At 65.4% G+C, this 15,313-nt stretch carries 9 protein-coding genes; all 9 read left to right on the top strand.

Going from position 1 to position 15,313, the window contains the following annotated elements; translation table 11 throughout:
• Window positions 1-11 precede the first annotated feature (11 nt).
• The 9 genes from V9L21_RS01855 (at window position 12) to flgK (ending at window position 15,275) form a co-directional block, all read left to right on the top strand.
• A complete protein-coding gene (locus V9L21_RS01855; RefSeq protein WP_337308640.1) occupies window positions 12-1,733 on the top strand; it encodes a methyl-accepting chemotaxis protein in 1,722 nt (573 codons plus the stop codon).
• 84 nt (window positions 1,734-1,817) lie between these two features.
• Window positions 1,818-3,566, top strand: coding sequence for a methyl-accepting chemotaxis protein (locus tag V9L21_RS01850; protein ID WP_337308639.1), 1,749 nt, complete (start codon window positions 1,818-1,820; stop codon window positions 3,564-3,566).
• Between the two features lie 22 nt (window positions 3,567-3,588).
• Window positions 3,589-4,098 carry a chemotaxis protein CheW gene (locus V9L21_RS01845; RefSeq protein ID WP_337308637.1) on the top strand — a complete coding sequence of 170 codons (510 nt, stop codon included), beginning with the start codon at window positions 3,589-3,591 and terminating at the stop codon, window positions 4,096-4,098.
• A gap of 35 nt (window positions 4,099-4,133) precedes the next feature.
• Window positions 4,134-5,786, top strand: coding sequence for a methyl-accepting chemotaxis protein (locus V9L21_RS01840; protein WP_337308635.1), 1,653 nt, complete (start codon window positions 4,134-4,136; stop codon window positions 5,784-5,786).
• A 49-nt stretch (window positions 5,787-5,835) separates the two neighbouring features.
• Window positions 5,836-7,494 (top strand): methyl-accepting chemotaxis protein, encoded by a 1,659-nt coding sequence (locus tag V9L21_RS01835; protein ID WP_337308633.1) that lies wholly within the window; start codon window positions 5,836-5,838, stop codon window positions 7,492-7,494.
• Window positions 7,495-7,616: 122 nt separating this feature from the next.
• Complete coding sequence (locus V9L21_RS01830) at window positions 7,617-9,332, top strand: methyl-accepting chemotaxis protein (protein ID WP_337308858.1); 1,716 nt, start codon at window positions 7,617-7,619, stop codon at window positions 9,330-9,332.
• Window positions 9,333-9,383: 51 nt separating this feature from the next.
• Window positions 9,384-11,114, top strand: coding sequence for a methyl-accepting chemotaxis protein (locus V9L21_RS01825; protein WP_337308631.1), 1,731 nt, complete (start codon window positions 9,384-9,386; stop codon window positions 11,112-11,114).
• 24 nt (window positions 11,115-11,138) lie between these two features.
• Window positions 11,139-13,202 carry a methyl-accepting chemotaxis protein gene (locus V9L21_RS01820; RefSeq protein WP_337308629.1) on the top strand — a complete coding sequence of 688 codons (2,064 nt, stop codon included), beginning with the start codon at window positions 11,139-11,141 and terminating at the stop codon, window positions 13,200-13,202.
• A 114-nt stretch (window positions 13,203-13,316) separates the two neighbouring features.
• Complete coding sequence (gene flgK / locus V9L21_RS01815) at window positions 13,317-15,275, top strand: flagellar hook-associated protein FlgK (protein ID WP_337308628.1); 1,959 nt, start codon at window positions 13,317-13,319, stop codon at window positions 15,273-15,275.
• The last annotated feature ends 38 nt before the right edge of the window (window positions 15,276-15,313 follow it).

Below are 15,313 nucleotides of genomic sequence, written 5' to 3'. Positions count from 1 at the left end.
GAGCAACCGAAATGAAGAACCTGAAAATCGGCACGCGGCTTGGCATTGGTTTTGCGCTGGTGCTGGCGCTCATGGCGTGCATTGCAGGCATCGGTGTGTTCCGTTTGCAAGGCGTGGGCCACGCGGTGCAGGAGATGGTGCAGCGCTCGCTCGTGAAAGAGCGGCTGGCCGCCAACTGGCTGCTGAACACCAGCAGCAACAGCGTGCGCACCTTCGCGCTGGTCAAGAGCAACGATGCGGAGGTGCAGGCCTACCTGCAGAAGCACATGAGCAAGACCAGCGCGGGCATTTCCGAGACGCAGTCCAAGCTGGAAGCCATGCTCGATTCGCCCGAGGAGCAGGCGATCAGCGCCGACATCAAGGAAAAGCGCACCCAGTACGTGGGCCTGCGCAACACCATTCTCAAGCTCAAGGCCGATGGCAAGCAGGACGAAGCGGCCCAGCTCACCAACGACAAGCTGGTGCCGATGCTCGACGTGTATGACGCCAGCATCCGCAGCATGCTGACGCACCAGGCGGAGCGGATCGACAAGGCGGCCGAGGCCGTGGAAGGCCTCAACCGCGCGGGCCGCGCCAACGTGATCGTGCTGGCCGTGGTTGCGCTGCTGCTTGGCGCCGTGCTGGCATGGCTCCTGACCCGCAGCATCACGCGGCCGTTGAACGAAGCGGTGCGCGTGGCGCAAACCGTGGCGGACGGCGACCTCACCAGCCATATCGAATCGTCGTCCACCGATGAGACGGGCCTGTTGATGCAGGCACTGAAGAACATGAACACGAGCCTGGCGACGGTGGTCGGCGGCGTGCGCACGGGCACTGATGCCATTGCCACCGCTTCGGGCCAGATTGCCGCAGGTAATCAAGATTTGTCTTCGCGCACCGAAGAGCAGGCGAGCTCGCTCGAAGAGACCGCTGCCTCGATGGAAGAACTCACCAGCACCGTCAAACAGAACGCCGACAACGCTCGTCAAGCCAACCAGCTGGCACTTTCGGCCTCCGAAGTGGCCATCAAGGGCGGCAACGTCGTGGGCCAGGTGGTCGACACCATGGCGTCGATCAATGCCTCGTCCAAGAAGATCGTCGACATCATCGGCGTGATCGACGGCATCGCGTTCCAGACCAACATCCTGGCACTCAACGCCGCGGTGGAAGCCGCGCGTGCCGGTGAACAAGGCCGCGGCTTCGCAGTCGTCGCGTCTGAAGTCAGAAGCCTGGCGCAACGCTCGGCCGCCGCCGCCAAGGAAATCAAGGGCCTGATCGACGACTCGGTCGGCAAGGTCGACGTGGGCAGCGCCCTCGTGGGCGAAGCCGGCAAGACGATGGAAGAGATCGTGAGCGGCGTCAAACGGGTCGCAGACATCATCGGCGAGATCACCGCGGCGAGCCAGGAGCAGAGCACCGGCATCGAGCAGGTGAACCAGGCGATCTCCCAAATGGACCAGGTGACCCAGCAGAACGCGGCGCTGGTCGAAGAAGCGGCGGCCGCCGCGCAATCGATGCAGGAGCAGGCCGCCAGCCTGGTGGAGGCGGTGAGCGTGTTCAGGCTCGAGCCCGGAGCGCAGCCGCAGCGCAGCGAGCTGGCGTTTGCCGCGCCGGCGGCAACGCGAACGGTGTTCGGGCCTCTCAAGGCCGTTCCCAAGGTCCAGCGGCCGGCTCTGGGCGGAAAAGCCGAGGCTGCCGCACCCCGGCAACTGGCCACGGCCGGCACGGCGGCTGGCGACTGGACGGAATTTTGAACTAATGGCCTCAAGTCTTGCGCGCAGCTGCCGATAAACCTATCGGTAGCACCGCAAAAAAGACATCCACCCTAGGAAGAGACTATGTTCAACCGTTTGAATTCCCGCGGCCTTCGCATCGGCCAGAAGCTCGGGCTGTTCACGGCCAGCGCCATCATGGGCGTGGCGGCCCTGACAGCCCTTTTCCTGATTTCGGAGCGCAAGCTCATCATGGAAGAGCGGCAAGCCAGCGTGCGCCAGGTGGTGGAAAGCGCCCATGGCCTGCTGGCCCATTACCACGGCCTCGTGGCCAAGGGCACGCTGACCGAGCCGCAGGCGAAGGAGCAGGCCATGCAGGCGATTCGCGGCCTGCGCTACAGCGGCAGCGAGTATTTCTGGATCAACGACATGCAGCCGCGCATGGTGATGCACCCCATCAGCCCGGCGCTCGAGAACAAGGATCTCTCTTCCAACAAGGACGCCACCGGCAAGCGGCTGTTCGTCTCGTTCGTCGAGACCGTCAAGGCCAGCGGCGCCGGCTTCGTTCCCTACCTCTGGGCCAAGCCGGGCAGCGACAAGCCGGTGCCCAAGGTCTCCTACGTGAAGGGTTTCGAGCCCTGGGGCTGGATCATCGGCTCGGGCGTGTACGTGGATACGGTGCAGACCACCATCATGGGCCGGGTCATCACCCTGTCGCTCGGCGCGCTGGTGCTGGCCGCGGCGCTCCTCGCCCTCGGCTGGACCATTTCGCGCGGGCTGCTGAAGCAGCTCGGCGGCGAGCCCGCGGAAGCGACCGCCATTGCGCACCGCATTGCCGCCGGCGACCTGGCGGTTCGCATCGAACTGAAGCGCGGCGACCAGGCCAGCCTGCTGCATGCGATCCAGGGCATGCGCGACAGCCTTGCCAAAGTGGTGGGCGAAGTGCGCACCGGCACCGACGCCATCGCCACCGCCTCGGGCCAGATCGCCGCAGGCAATCAGGATCTGTCTTCGCGCACCGAAGAGCAAGCCAGCTCGCTCGAAGAGACGGCTGCTTCGATGGAAGAACTCACGAGTACCGTCAAGCAGAACGCCGACAACGCCCGCCAAGCCAATCAGCTCGCTCTTTCGGCCTCCGAAGTGGCCGTGCGCGGCGGCGGCGTCGTCAGCCAGGTGGTGGACACCATGGGCTCCATCAACACCTCGTCCAAGAAGATCGTCGACATCATCGGCGTGATCGACGGCATCGCGTTCCAGACCAACATCCTGGCGCTCAACGCCGCGGTCGAAGCGGCGAGAGCCGGTGAACAAGGCCGCGGCTTTGCGGTCGTCGCTTCCGAAGTGCGCAACCTGGCCCAGCGCTCGGGCGCAGCCGCTAAGGAAATCAAGGGCCTGATCGACGACTCCGTCGGCAAGGTCGAAGCGGGCAGCCGCCAGGTGGCCGAAGCGGGCCGCACGATGGACGAGATCGTGGACAGCGTCAAGCGCGTGACCGACATCATGGGCGAGATCACGGCCGCGAGCCAGGAGCAGAGCACCGGCATCGAGCAGGTGAACCAGGCCATCGCGCAGATGGACCAGGTGACGCAGCAGAACGCGGCACTGGTCGAAGAAGCGGCGGCTGCAGCGCAATCGATGCAGGAGCAGGCCGCAAGCCTGGTGGAGGCGGTGAGCGTGTTCAAGCTCGAAGGCGGCCAAGCCTCTGCCGCACCGGCGGATGCACGGCTCGCTTCCGCCGCAGCCAAGGCGGCGCGCCCCTCCGAATCGTCCCCCAAGCCCCGGCGCGCGGCGCCGGCCAAGAAGACCCAACAAGCACCTTCGTCCCCGCAGCTGGCCATGGCCGGCGCAGCCGGCGGCGACTGGACAGAGTTTTAAGCCAACAGCCACAGGTTTCCCGATGAGCGCAACCCCAACCCAACAAAACGCGGACACCCGCAACGCCTCCCGTCCCGGCCGGCCACTGGAATTTCTTTCCTTCACGCTGGGCCAGGAAGAGTACGGAATCGACATCCAGAAGGTGCAGGAGCTGCGCGGCTACGACGCGGTGACGCGCATTGCGAATGCGCCCGAATACATCAAGGGCGTGGTGAACCTGCGCGGAATCATCGTGCCGATCATCGACATGCGCATCAAGTTCCAGCTGGGCGTGCCGACCTATGACCAGTTCACGGTGGTGATCGTGCTGAACATCGGCGGTCGCGTGGTGGGCATGGTGGTGGACAGCGTGTCGGACGTGATCACGCTGAGCGCAGAGCAGATCAAGCCCGCGCCGGAGATGGGCGCCGTGCTGGACACGGACTACCTGATCGGCCTTGGCACGCTGGACGAGCGGATGCTGATCCTGGTGGACATCGACAAGCTGATGTCCAGCGACGAGATGGGCCTGGTCGAGAAGATCGCCGCCTGATCTCGCCGTGCAAGAGAGTTAGAGAGAAGAAGTTCATGCAAGCGTTCTACAACCTCAGGATTGCGACCAAGCTGCTCGTGTCTTTTGTGGCTGTCCTGGCGTTGACGGCGGTGCTCGGCATCGTCTCGGTGCTGCAGCTTTCCAAGGTCAACCAGATGTCGACCGACATCGCCACCAACTGGATGCCGTCAACGCAGTCGCTGCTCGAGATCAGGGGGCTGATGGCTCGCTACCGCTCCGAGGAAATGCAGCACCTGCTGTCAACCTCCCCCGAGGACACGGCACGCTACGAGAAGTCGATGGCCGGAATCTGGGAGGCAGTGGGCAAGGCGCGGGCACGCTACGAACAGCTCATGTCCGAACCGGAAGAAAAGAAGATCTATCCGGAATACGTGAAGACGCTGGGCCTGTATGCGCGTGAGCACGACAAGGTGATGGAGCTCTCCCGCGCGCAGCAGAAAGAGCAGGCCGTTGCCCTCATCCGCGCGGATGCATCGCGCCTGAACCGCGAGATGACCGAGATGATCGACCGGCTCGTCGCCCTCAATGTCGAGGGTGGCCAGCAGGCCAGCGCCAATGGCGATGCCCTCTATGCGCGGGCGCGGCTGTGGATCGTGGCGCTGCTGCTGGGCAGCATCGGGCTGGGCTTTGTGCTGGCGCTGTGCGTCGCGCGCATCGTTGCGCGTCCGCTGGCCGAGGCGGTGGAAGTTGCGCAATCGGTTGCCGCAGGCGACCTGACGAGGCGCATCGAAGTCCAGAGCCGCGACGAGACGGGCCAGCTCATGCAAGCCCTCAAGCGAATGAACACGAGTCTTGCGAACGTGGTCAGCGGCGTGCGTACGGGCACCGACTCCATCGCCACCGCCTCGGGCCAGATCGCCGCCGGCAACCAAGATTTGTCTTCCCGCACCGAAGAACAAGCCAGCTCGCTCGAAGAGACGGCTGCTTCGATGGAAGAACTCACCTCCACCGTCAAGCAGAACGCCGACAACGCCCGCCAAGCCAATCAGCTCGCCCTCTCGGCCTCCGAAGTGGCCGTGCGCGGCGGCGGCGTCGTCAGCCAGGTGGTGGACACCATGGGCTCCATCAACACCTCGTCCAAGAAGATCGTCGACATCATCGGCGTGATCGACGGCATCGCGTTCCAGACCAACATCCTGGCGCTGAACGCCGCGGTCGAAGCGGCGAGAGCCGGTGAACAAGGCCGCGGCTTTGCCGTGGTGGCGTCCGAAGTGCGCAACCTCGCCCAGCGCTCGGGCGCAGCCGCCAAGGAAATCAAGGGCCTGATCGACGACTCCGTCGGCAAGGTCGAGGCAGGCAGCCGCCAGGTGGCCGAGGCGGGTCGCACGATGGACGAGATCGTGGACAGCGTCAAGCGCGTGACCGACATCATGGGCGAGATCACGGCGGCCAGCCAGGAGCAGAGCACCGGCATCGAGCAGGTGAACCAGGCCATCGCGCAGATGGACCAGGTGACTCAGCAGAACGCGGCGCTGGTCGAAGAAGCAGCCGCCGCGGCGCAATCGATGCAGGAGCAGGCCGCAAGCCTGGTGGAAGCGGTGAGCGTGTTCAAGCTGGACGCGCCGCAACAGGCTGCGCCCGCCTTCCGCCAAACGGCCCCCACTTACACAAGCGCACCGCGGGTGGCGTCCGGCGCGCACAACGGCATGAGGCTGGTCGAAGCGTAGGCCCTTCAGGGCATTCGATCGCCTGTCCATTTCACTTCATCACCCCACCATGAACTTCCTCTCCAACATGCGCATCGGAACGCGCCTGGCCATCGGCTTTGGCCTGGTTCTCGTCCTGACGCTGGTCTCGGCCGCATTTGCGCTGATGACCGCACGCAGCAATGCCGAAGCCACCCGCCAGATGATGCAGAGCCCGCTCGCGAAGGAGCGGCTCATCTCCGACTGGTACGTGCTGACCTACTCGGCCATTGCGCGCACCGCGATGATCGCCAGGAGCACCGACGAATCGCTGCCCGTCACGTTCGCCGACGTCATTTCCGACAGCGTGAAGAAGGGCGGAGAAACCATGGCCAAGGTCGAGGCCCTGCTCGTTACCGACCTGGAGAAGTCGACCTTCAAGAACATCGTCGAGTTGCGCGCCAAGTACCAGGCCGCCAAGGACGCCGTGCAGAAGGCCAAGACCGGCGGCAACCCCGCGGAAGCCGAGGCGGCCTTCAAGAACACGTTCATGCCGGCTGCCAAGGCCTACGAAACGCGCGTGCTCGAACTGTTGGCCCTGGAGCGCAAGGCCATCGACGACATGAGCCACGCGATCGACGAGGCGAATGCGCGCAGCTTCAACCTCCGTATCTTCTTGACCGCGCTCACGCTGGTGTTGGGTGCGCTTTGCGCCTTCCTGATCGCTCGCAGCGTCACGCGGCCCTTGGGCCACGCGGTCAAGGTGGCGGAAACCGTGGCAAGCGGCGACCTCAGCTCGACCATTGAAACCGGCTCGCGCGACGAGACGGGCCAGCTGATGAACGCGCTGAAGCACATGAACGAGAGCCTTGCCAAGGTGGTGGGCGAAGTGCGCACCGGCACCGATGCCATTGCTACCGCCTCGGGCCAGATCGCCGCAGGCAACCAGGATTTGTCTTCGCGCACCGAAGAGCAAGCCAGCTCGCTCGAAGAGACGGCCGCCTCGATGGAAGAGCTCACCTCCACCGTCAAGCAGAACGCTGACAACGCCCGGCAAGCCAACCAGCTCGCGCTGTCGGCCTCGGAAGTTGCGGTCAAGGGTGGTGGCGTGGTCAACCAGGTGGTCGACACCATGGCCTCGATCAATGCTTCCTCCAAGAAGATCGTCGACATCATCGGCGTGATCGACGGCATCGCGTTCCAGACCAACATCCTGGCGCTCAACGCCGCAGTCGAAGCGGCACGTGCCGGTGAACAGGGCCGCGGCTTTGCCGTGGTGGCTTCCGAAGTGCGCAACCTCGCCCAGCGCTCGGGCGCAGCCGCCAAGGAAATCAAGGGCCTGATCGACGACTCCGTCGGCAAGGTCGAAGCGGGCAGCCGCCAGGTGGCCGAGGCGGGCCGCACGATGGACGAGATCGTGGACAGCGTCAAGCGCGTGACCGACATCATGGGCGAGATCACTGCAGCGAGCCAGGAGCAGAGCACCGGCATCGAGCAGGTGAACCAGGCCATCGCGCAGATGGACCAGGTGACGCAGCAGAACGCGGCGCTGGTCGAAGAAGCGGCCGCTGCAGCGCAATCGATGCAGGAGCAGGCCGCCAGCCTGGTGGAAGCAGTGAGCGTGTTCAAGCTGGACAGCAACGCCGCAGCCCGCCCGCTCGCGCAAGTGCACGCCAAGCTGCAGCCGGCGCTGCCGTCACGCAGGGCCATGCCCGCGCTGGCTGCCGCCGGTGGCTGGGAGGCTTCCTGAGCGCCGCGGTGTCGCGCCCCGCAAAGCACCGGCCCCCATGCGGCCGGCGCACACAACTCTTTCTTACGGCAAGCGCGCGTTGCGCGCCCTTGCCCTTTTCCTGATCTTCTGGAGTCATGAGCATGTTTCTGAGCAATATTTCCATCGGCAAGCGGTTGGCCGTCGTGATCGGCGTCATCCTCGCCCTGTCTCTCACGAGCAGCGTGCTTGCCGTGCTGAAGCTGCGGCAGCTTGGCGCGGAAATCAATGCGATGGTCGAGAAGAACATCAAGACCGAGCGGGCAGGCGCCGACTGGCTGCGCAACACCACGGCGGGCGTGCAGCGCGCCGCGGCCATCGCCAAGAGCAGCGATTCGAACCTGATCGCCTACTTCGCGCCGGCCACGGCCCTCTCCATCAAGGAAACCAACGACCTGCAGAAGTTCATCGAAGAACAGATGGACACGCCGGAAAAGAAACAGGTCTACGACAAGGTGGGTGAGCTTCGCAAGGCCTACCTCGCGGCCCGCGAAGAAGTCAGCAAGGCCAAGCTGGCCGGCGACATGGAAGGCGCCAACCGAATCTTCAACGAACGTTTCGAGCCCACCTCGCGCAGCTATCTTGCGGGTGTGCAGCAGATGGTGGACGCCGAGCGCACGCAGCTCGACGCCGCGGCGGAGCGCAGCAAGGAGACGCGCGCCAGCACCAGCCTGATCTTGATCGTCTGCGGCGCGCTGTCGCTGGGCCTCGGCCTGGTGCTCGCCTGGCTGCTGGTCCGCAGCATCACGCATCCGCTGCGCCGCGCGGTCGAAGTGGCCGAAGCCGTTGCCGCCGGCGACCTGACCAGCCGCATCGAAGTGACGACCCGCGACGAAACCGGCCAGCTCATGCATGCCCTCAAGGGCATGAACGGCAGCCTTGCCAAAGTGGTGGGCGAAGTGCGCACCGGCACCGACGCCATCGCCACCGCCTCGGGCCAGATCGCCGCGGGTAATCAAGATTTGTCTTCGCGCACCGAAGAGCAAGCCAGCTCGCTCGAAGAGACGGCCGCCTCGATGGAAGAACTCACGAGTACCGTCAAGCAGAACGCCGACAACGCGCGCCAAGCCAACCAACTCGCCCTCTCGGCCTCCGAAGTGGCCGTGCGCGGCGGCGGCGTCGTCAGCCAGGTGGTGGACACCATGGGCTCCATCAACACCTCGTCCAAGAAGATCGTCGACATCATCGGCGTGATCGACGGCATTGCCTTCCAGACCAACATCCTGGCGCTCAACGCGGCGGTGGAAGCCGCACGCGCCGGTGAACAAGGCCGCGGCTTTGCCGTGGTGGCGTCCGAAGTGCGCAACCTCGCCCAGCGCTCGGGCGCAGCCGCCAAGGAAATCAAGGGCCTGATCGACGACTCCGTCGGCAAGGTCGAAGCGGGCAGCCGCCAGGTGGCCGAAGCGGGCCGCACGATGGACGAGATCGTGGACAGCGTCAAGCGCGTGACCGACATCATGGGCGAGATCACGGCGGCGAGCCAGGAGCAGAGCACCGGCATCGAGCAGGTGAACCAGGCCATTGCGCAGATGGACCAGGTGACCCAGCAGAACGCGGCACTGGTCGAAGAAGCGGCGGCTGCGGCGCAGTCGATGCAGGAGCAGGCCGCCAGCCTGGTGGAAGCGGTGAGCGTGTTCAAGCTGGACAGCAACGCCGCAACCCGCCCGCTCGCGCAAGTGCACGCCAAGCTGCAGCCGGCGCTGCCGCCCCGCAAGGCCATGCCCGCGCTGAAAGGCCCGGCCCGGCCCGCGGCGCAAGCCAAGTCCCCTCCCAGGCTAGCCGCAGCCCACGCCTCGTCGGGCGACTGGACCGAGTTCTAAAGAGTTCTAAAGAGTTCCAACGACTTTCAACGTCTCTCAGGAGGGAAAAAAATGAAATGGTTCCAAGGGCTTCGTGTCGCGGTCAAGCTGGTTCTCAGCTTTCTCGTCGTCGCGGCGGTGGGCGCGGGGGTCAGCGGCCTGGGCATCTTCCAGATGGGGCGCATCAATGCCTCGACCGAGAGCCTCTACAACAACGACCTGCGCGCCATCAAGGCGGTGCAGGCGGCCAACATCCACCTGCTTGACGCCAGCCGTGCCCAGATGGGCCTGCTGTCGGCGGGCACCAAGGGCGAGCGCAACGTCGGCTTCAAGGAGCTGAAGGAAGCCGTGGTGGCACTCGAGTCCAACGTGGCCGATGTGAAGCCGCTGCTCGAACAGACAGCAGAGGGCCGCGAACTCCACGAGCAGTACCAGAAGCTGATGCCGCCGCTGAAGAAGCACCTGGGCGATTTTGCGGACCTGATTGCCAAGCAGTCGCTGGACAGCTCGCAATTCGAAGGCAGCGTGCCCGAGGAAAGCGCGCTCCTGCTGAAGGAGTCCCGCGCGCTTGAAAAGGTGCTGCAAAGCATGGTCGCCTACAGCGACCAGCAGGCTCGCACCAGCATGGAAGACGCCGCCGGCACTTTCAAGACCTCGCGGCTCCTGATGCTGCTGCTGGCATTGGCCGGTGTCGTTATCAGCCTGGGCCTTGGCGTGGTGGTGGCGCGGCTCCTGGCGGGCCAACTGGGCGGCGAGCCGGGCTACGCGGCCGATGTGGTCGGCCGCATCGCAAGCGGCGACCTGACGGAAGGCGTGCAGGCCCGCACGGCGCGCAGCGGCAGCCTGCTGTTCTCCATCAAGCGGATGCAAGACCAGCTGACCGACGTCGTCGTCCGGATCAAGACATCGAGCGACGCCATTGCTACTGCTTCGGGCCAGATCGCCGCAGGCAACCAGGATCTGTCGTCGCGCACCGAAGAGCAGGCCAGCTCACTCGAAGAAACAGCGGCTTCGATGGAAGAACTGACGAGCACCGTCAAGCAGAACGCCGACAACGCGCGCCAGGCCAATCAACTCGCGCTCTCGGCCTCCGAAGTGGCCGTCAAGGGCGGCAACGTCGTGGGCCAAGTGGTCGACACCATGGCGTCGATCAATGCCTCGTCGAAAAAGATCGTCGACATCATCGGCGTGATCGACGGCATTGCCTTCCAGACCAACATCCTGGCGCTGAACGCCGCAGTCGAAGCGGCACGCGCCGGCGAGCAGGGCCGCGGCTTTGCCGTGGTGGCCGCCGAAGTGCGCAGCCTGGCGCAGCGCTCAGGCGCCGCCGCCAAGGAAATCAAGGGCCTGATCGACGACTCCGTCGGCAAGGTCGATGTGGGCAGCGCGCTGGTGGGCGAAGCCGGCAAGACCATGGCCGAGATCGTGGGCAGCGTGAAGCGCGTGACCGACATCATCGGCGAGATCACCGCCGCCAGCCAGGAGCAGAGCACCGGCATCGAGCAGGTGAACCAGGCCATTGCGCAGATGGACCAGGTGACGCAGCAGAACGCGGCGCTGGTGGAAGAAGCGGCAGCCGCCGCGCAGTCGATGCAGGAGCAGGCCGCGAACCTCGTGGAAGCTGTGAGCGTGTTCAGGCTCGAGGCCGGCGCGCATGGTGACCATGCCACCCGCGTCGAACCTTCGCACATGCCCGAGGCGCCTGCCCGGCCTTTCGCGAACTCGCGCAAGAAGGAGGCCATTGCCTCCACACCTCCCCTGGCCCTGGCCCGCGGCACCGCGGGCGACTGGACCGAGTTTTAACCACACCTCGACAGGAGGCCCCTGATGAACGCAGCAGCCACGGATTCGTCCCAGCCACAGCGCCCCTTTGTCTCGTTGGCGCGCACGCTGACCGTCAGGGTCACCATTGCCATCTTTGCGGTCACGGTGTTTCTCCTGGGCGTGTTCTACGTCATCGGCTCTGCGCAGCAGCAGCACAGCGCCTCGCAGTACGCCAATGCCAAGGCCGAAGCCATTGCCCGGTCGCTGGACATCTTCGACCGCACCATGCAGATGACCGCGGAGAACGCATACGGCGTTTTCCGGCGCCAGTTTGCGGGCACTTTCGCGGTCGAAGATGCGGCGCAGGGTGTCGTGAGCAGCTTCGGCGTGGCAATCAACGGAGGCAGCACCGCCGAGGTGGATGCGTTCGCACGCGACTTTCCCGGCGCCAATGCCACCGTGTTCGTGGCCCAGGGCGAAGACTTCCGACGCGTGACCACGTCGGTCAAGAAGGAGAACGGCGACCGCGCGATCGGCACGCTGCTCGACCGCAAGAGCGCCGCGTACCCGTTGCTGCGCTCGGGCAAGCGGTTCGTCGGACGCGTCACGCTGTTCGGGCGGCCCTACATCACGGTCTACGACCCGGTGCGTGATGCCGCGGGCAACGTGGTCGCGGTGCTCTACATCGGCCTGGACATCTCGCAGCAGCAGGCATCGTTCGGCGAAGCCGTGGGCAAGACCCGCATCTTCGACACGGGCGGGCTTTACATCGTCAACCCGGGCGCCGACGCCGCTGCGGCGACCATCGTTTTCCACCCGACCGCGGCCGGAAAAAAACTGTCCGAGGTGCTCAAGGAGGCCGAGTCGGCGGATTGGATCGGCCGGCTGAAGAGCGACGACGCCACGTGGCTGGACAACGCGCCCGCAGTGCTTTTGCCGGCGCAGCAAGAAAAGCACTACGCATCCGTAAGCAAGAGCGAAGCCACCGGCTGGCTGGTGGTGGCGGAAGTTCCCGCTTCGGAAGTCATGGCCGAGCTCTACCGCGAGATGACCCTGCTCGGCGGCTTCATCGCGCTGGCTGCAGTGGTGCTGGGCGCGGCGCTCATCATCTTTCTCCGGCGGACCGTGCGGCCCCTGAGCGTATTGGGCGAGCACGTGCAGACCATCGGCCAGGGCGACCTGTCGCATCAGCTGAGCTCTGACCGCCGCGACGAGATAGGCGTCATCACACGCGCCGTCGAATCGATGCGCGCCGGCCTGGCCAACGTGGTCAGCGGCGTGCGCACGGGCACCGACGCCATCGCCACCGCCTCGGGCCAGATTGCCGCAGGTAATCAAGATTTGTCTTCGCGCACCGAAGAGCAGGCGAGCTCGCTCGAAGAGACCGCGGCTTCGATGGAAGAACTCACCAGCACCGTCAAGCAGAACGCCGACAACGCCCGCCAGGCCAACCAGCTGGCCCTCTCGGCCTCCGAAGTGGCCATCAAGGGCGGCAACGTCGTCGGCCAGGTGGTCGACACCATGGCGTCGATCAATGCCTCGTCGAAAAAGATCGTCGACATCATCGGCGTGATCGACGGCATTGCGTTCCAGACCAACATCCTGGCGCTCAACGCCGCGGTCGAAGCCGCCCGTGCCGGTGAACAAGGCCGCGGCTTTGCCGTCGTCGCATCCGAAGTCAGAAGCCTGGCACAGCGCTCGGCCGCAGCCGCCAAGGAAATCAAGGGCCTGATCGACGACTCCGTCGGCAAGGTCGACGTGGGCAGCGCCCTCGTGGGCGAAGCCGGCAAGACGATGGAAGAGATCGTGAGCGGCGTCAAACGGGTCGCAGACATCATCGGCGAGATCACCGCGGCGAGCCAGGAGCAGAGCACCGGCATCGAGCAGGTGAACCAGGCGATCTCCCAAATGGACCAGGTGACGCAGCAGAACGCGGCCCTGGTCGAAGAAGCGGCGGCCGCAGCGCAATCGATGCAGGAGCAGGCCGCCAGCCTGGTGGAGGCGGTGAGCGTGTTCAGGCTCGAGCCCTCTGCGAGCGAAGGCCGCGCCGCATCGATGGCGCCGAGCGTCTCGCGCCGCGAAGTCCGCGCCCTTGGCACCGGGCACCAGGCGCTCGCGCAGGCCTGAACACGAAGCGCGAAAGGCCTTCAACTTTCGCGCGTCCTGCCGATAAACAAGCAACAGGTGCCCGAACGGGCGCCTTCCGTCCAAACAAAAGAAACGTTTTACAGGTAAAGCCTCATGTCGATGTTCTATACGGGCCTCTCGGGCCTGAGCGTGGCGCGAACCGCCCTCATGACCACGGCCCACAACACGGCCAACGTGTACACCACGGGCTACAGCCGCCAGACGGCGCTGGTCTCTTCGCTCGGCGGCACGGTCACCGGCGCAGGCTTTGTGGGCAATGGCGCACGCGTGACCACGGTGCAGCGCAGCTACGATCGCTACCTGACGGCCCAGCTCAACGGAGCGGAGGCCGCGGGCGCGGCGCTTGCGAGCTACGGTTCGCAGATCAGTCGCATCGACTCCCTGCTGGCCGACAAGACGGCAGGCATCACGCCGCTGATGCAGAGCTTTTTCGCCAGCGTGCAGGGCGTAGCCAACACGCCGGCCGACCCCGCCGCGCGGCAGCAGCTCATCAGCGCGGCGCAAACGCTGGCCAACAAGTTCCGCTCCACCGACCAGTACCTCACGGACCTGAACACCTCGGTCAACGACCAGATCGAAGGCAGTGCCGCAAACATCAACACCTACGCCTCGCAGATCGCAAGCCTGAACCAGCAGATCAGCCAGCTCAGCGCCATGGCCGGCGGCCAGCCGCCCAACGACCTGATGGACCAGCGCGACCAGCTGGTGAGCGATCTCGGCAAGATCGTCGACGTCAAGGTGATGGAGCAGGACAGCGGCCAGTACAACGTCTTCATCGGCAACGGCCAGACGCTGGTGCTGGGCGACCGCGCCGCGAAGATGCAGGCCGTGCAGTCCGCGGCCGATCCCACGCGCAAGGCAATGGCATTGGTCGGCCTGACCGGCACGGTTTCCGAGCTCAACGACAACGTGCTCACCGGCGGATCGCTGGGCGGGCTCATGGCCTTCCGTTCTGAAACGCTCACCAGCACGCAGAACGCCGTTGGCCGCCTTGCAATGGCCCTTTCGAGCGAGTTCAACGACCAGCATAAGCTCGGCGTGGACCTGAACGGCGTGCTTGGCACCGACTTTTTCTCGCAGGCTGTGCCGGGCGTGTTCTCCCATGCAAAGAACGCCGGCAACATGGTGCTCGGCGCCAGCGTGACCGACACCTCGCAGCTCTCGACCAGCGACTATTCGGTGCAGGTGAAAGACGTGGCCGGCACGCTGACCTACACCGTCACGCGCCTGTCCGACAAGCAGGTGATGGGCGACTACACCGCGTTCCCGGCCAGCTTCGACGGCGTGAGCCTCTCCGTGGCCAGCGGCACCGCGCAGGCGGGCGACTCCTTCCTGGTGCAGCCCACGCGCACCGGCGCGCGCGACATGGACGTGCTGGTGCGCGACACGGCCAAGGTGGCCGCCGCATCGCCGCTAGTCACCGGCAAGACGGTCGGCAACAAGGGCACGGGCGCCCTGAGCCCCGCCGTCGTCGACCAGAGCTACCTGGCCACGCCGCTCGCCGCCACCGTCACGCTCGCTTATGACGCAGGCGGCAACACGCTGTCGGGCTTTCCGGCGACTTCGCCCGTCACGGTGACGCTGGCCGACGGCACTTCCACCACCTACGCCGCAGGCACGGTCGTGCCTTACACAGCCGGTGCCGCCATCAGCTTCGACGGCATCGAGGTCAAGCTCACCGGCGCACCCGCGCAGGGCGACACCTTCACCATCGGCAAGAACGTGGCCGGCGTGTCGGACGGCAGCAATGCACTCAAGCTCGGCGCGCTGCAGCGCAAGAACGCCATGGACGGCGGCACCTCCACCTTCAACGGCGCCTTTGCCAAGCTGGTGAGCGAGGTGGGCAACCGCTCGATGGAGATTCGCGTGGCAACGCAGACGCAAGACAGCGTGACGGGCCAGATCCGCGCGAGCCGCGATTCGATCTCGGGCGTGAACCAGGACGAGGAAACCGCCAACCTGCTGATGTACCAGCAGATGTACCAGGCCAATGCCAAGGTGATCCAGACCGCGTCGACCATGTTCGATGCGATTCTCGGCATCCGTAGCTGATCCGGCCCTCGCTTTTACAAAAACAGATTTCAGGAGTC

It is taken from the genome of Variovorax sp. CCNWLW235, assembly GCF_037204085.1.
In the GTDB taxonomy this organism is placed as follows: Bacteria; Pseudomonadota; Gammaproteobacteria; order Burkholderiales; family Burkholderiaceae_C; genus Variovorax.
The sequence above is the reverse complement of the archived record's forward strand: the minus strand, read 5'-3'. Positions and strand labels throughout refer to the sequence as shown.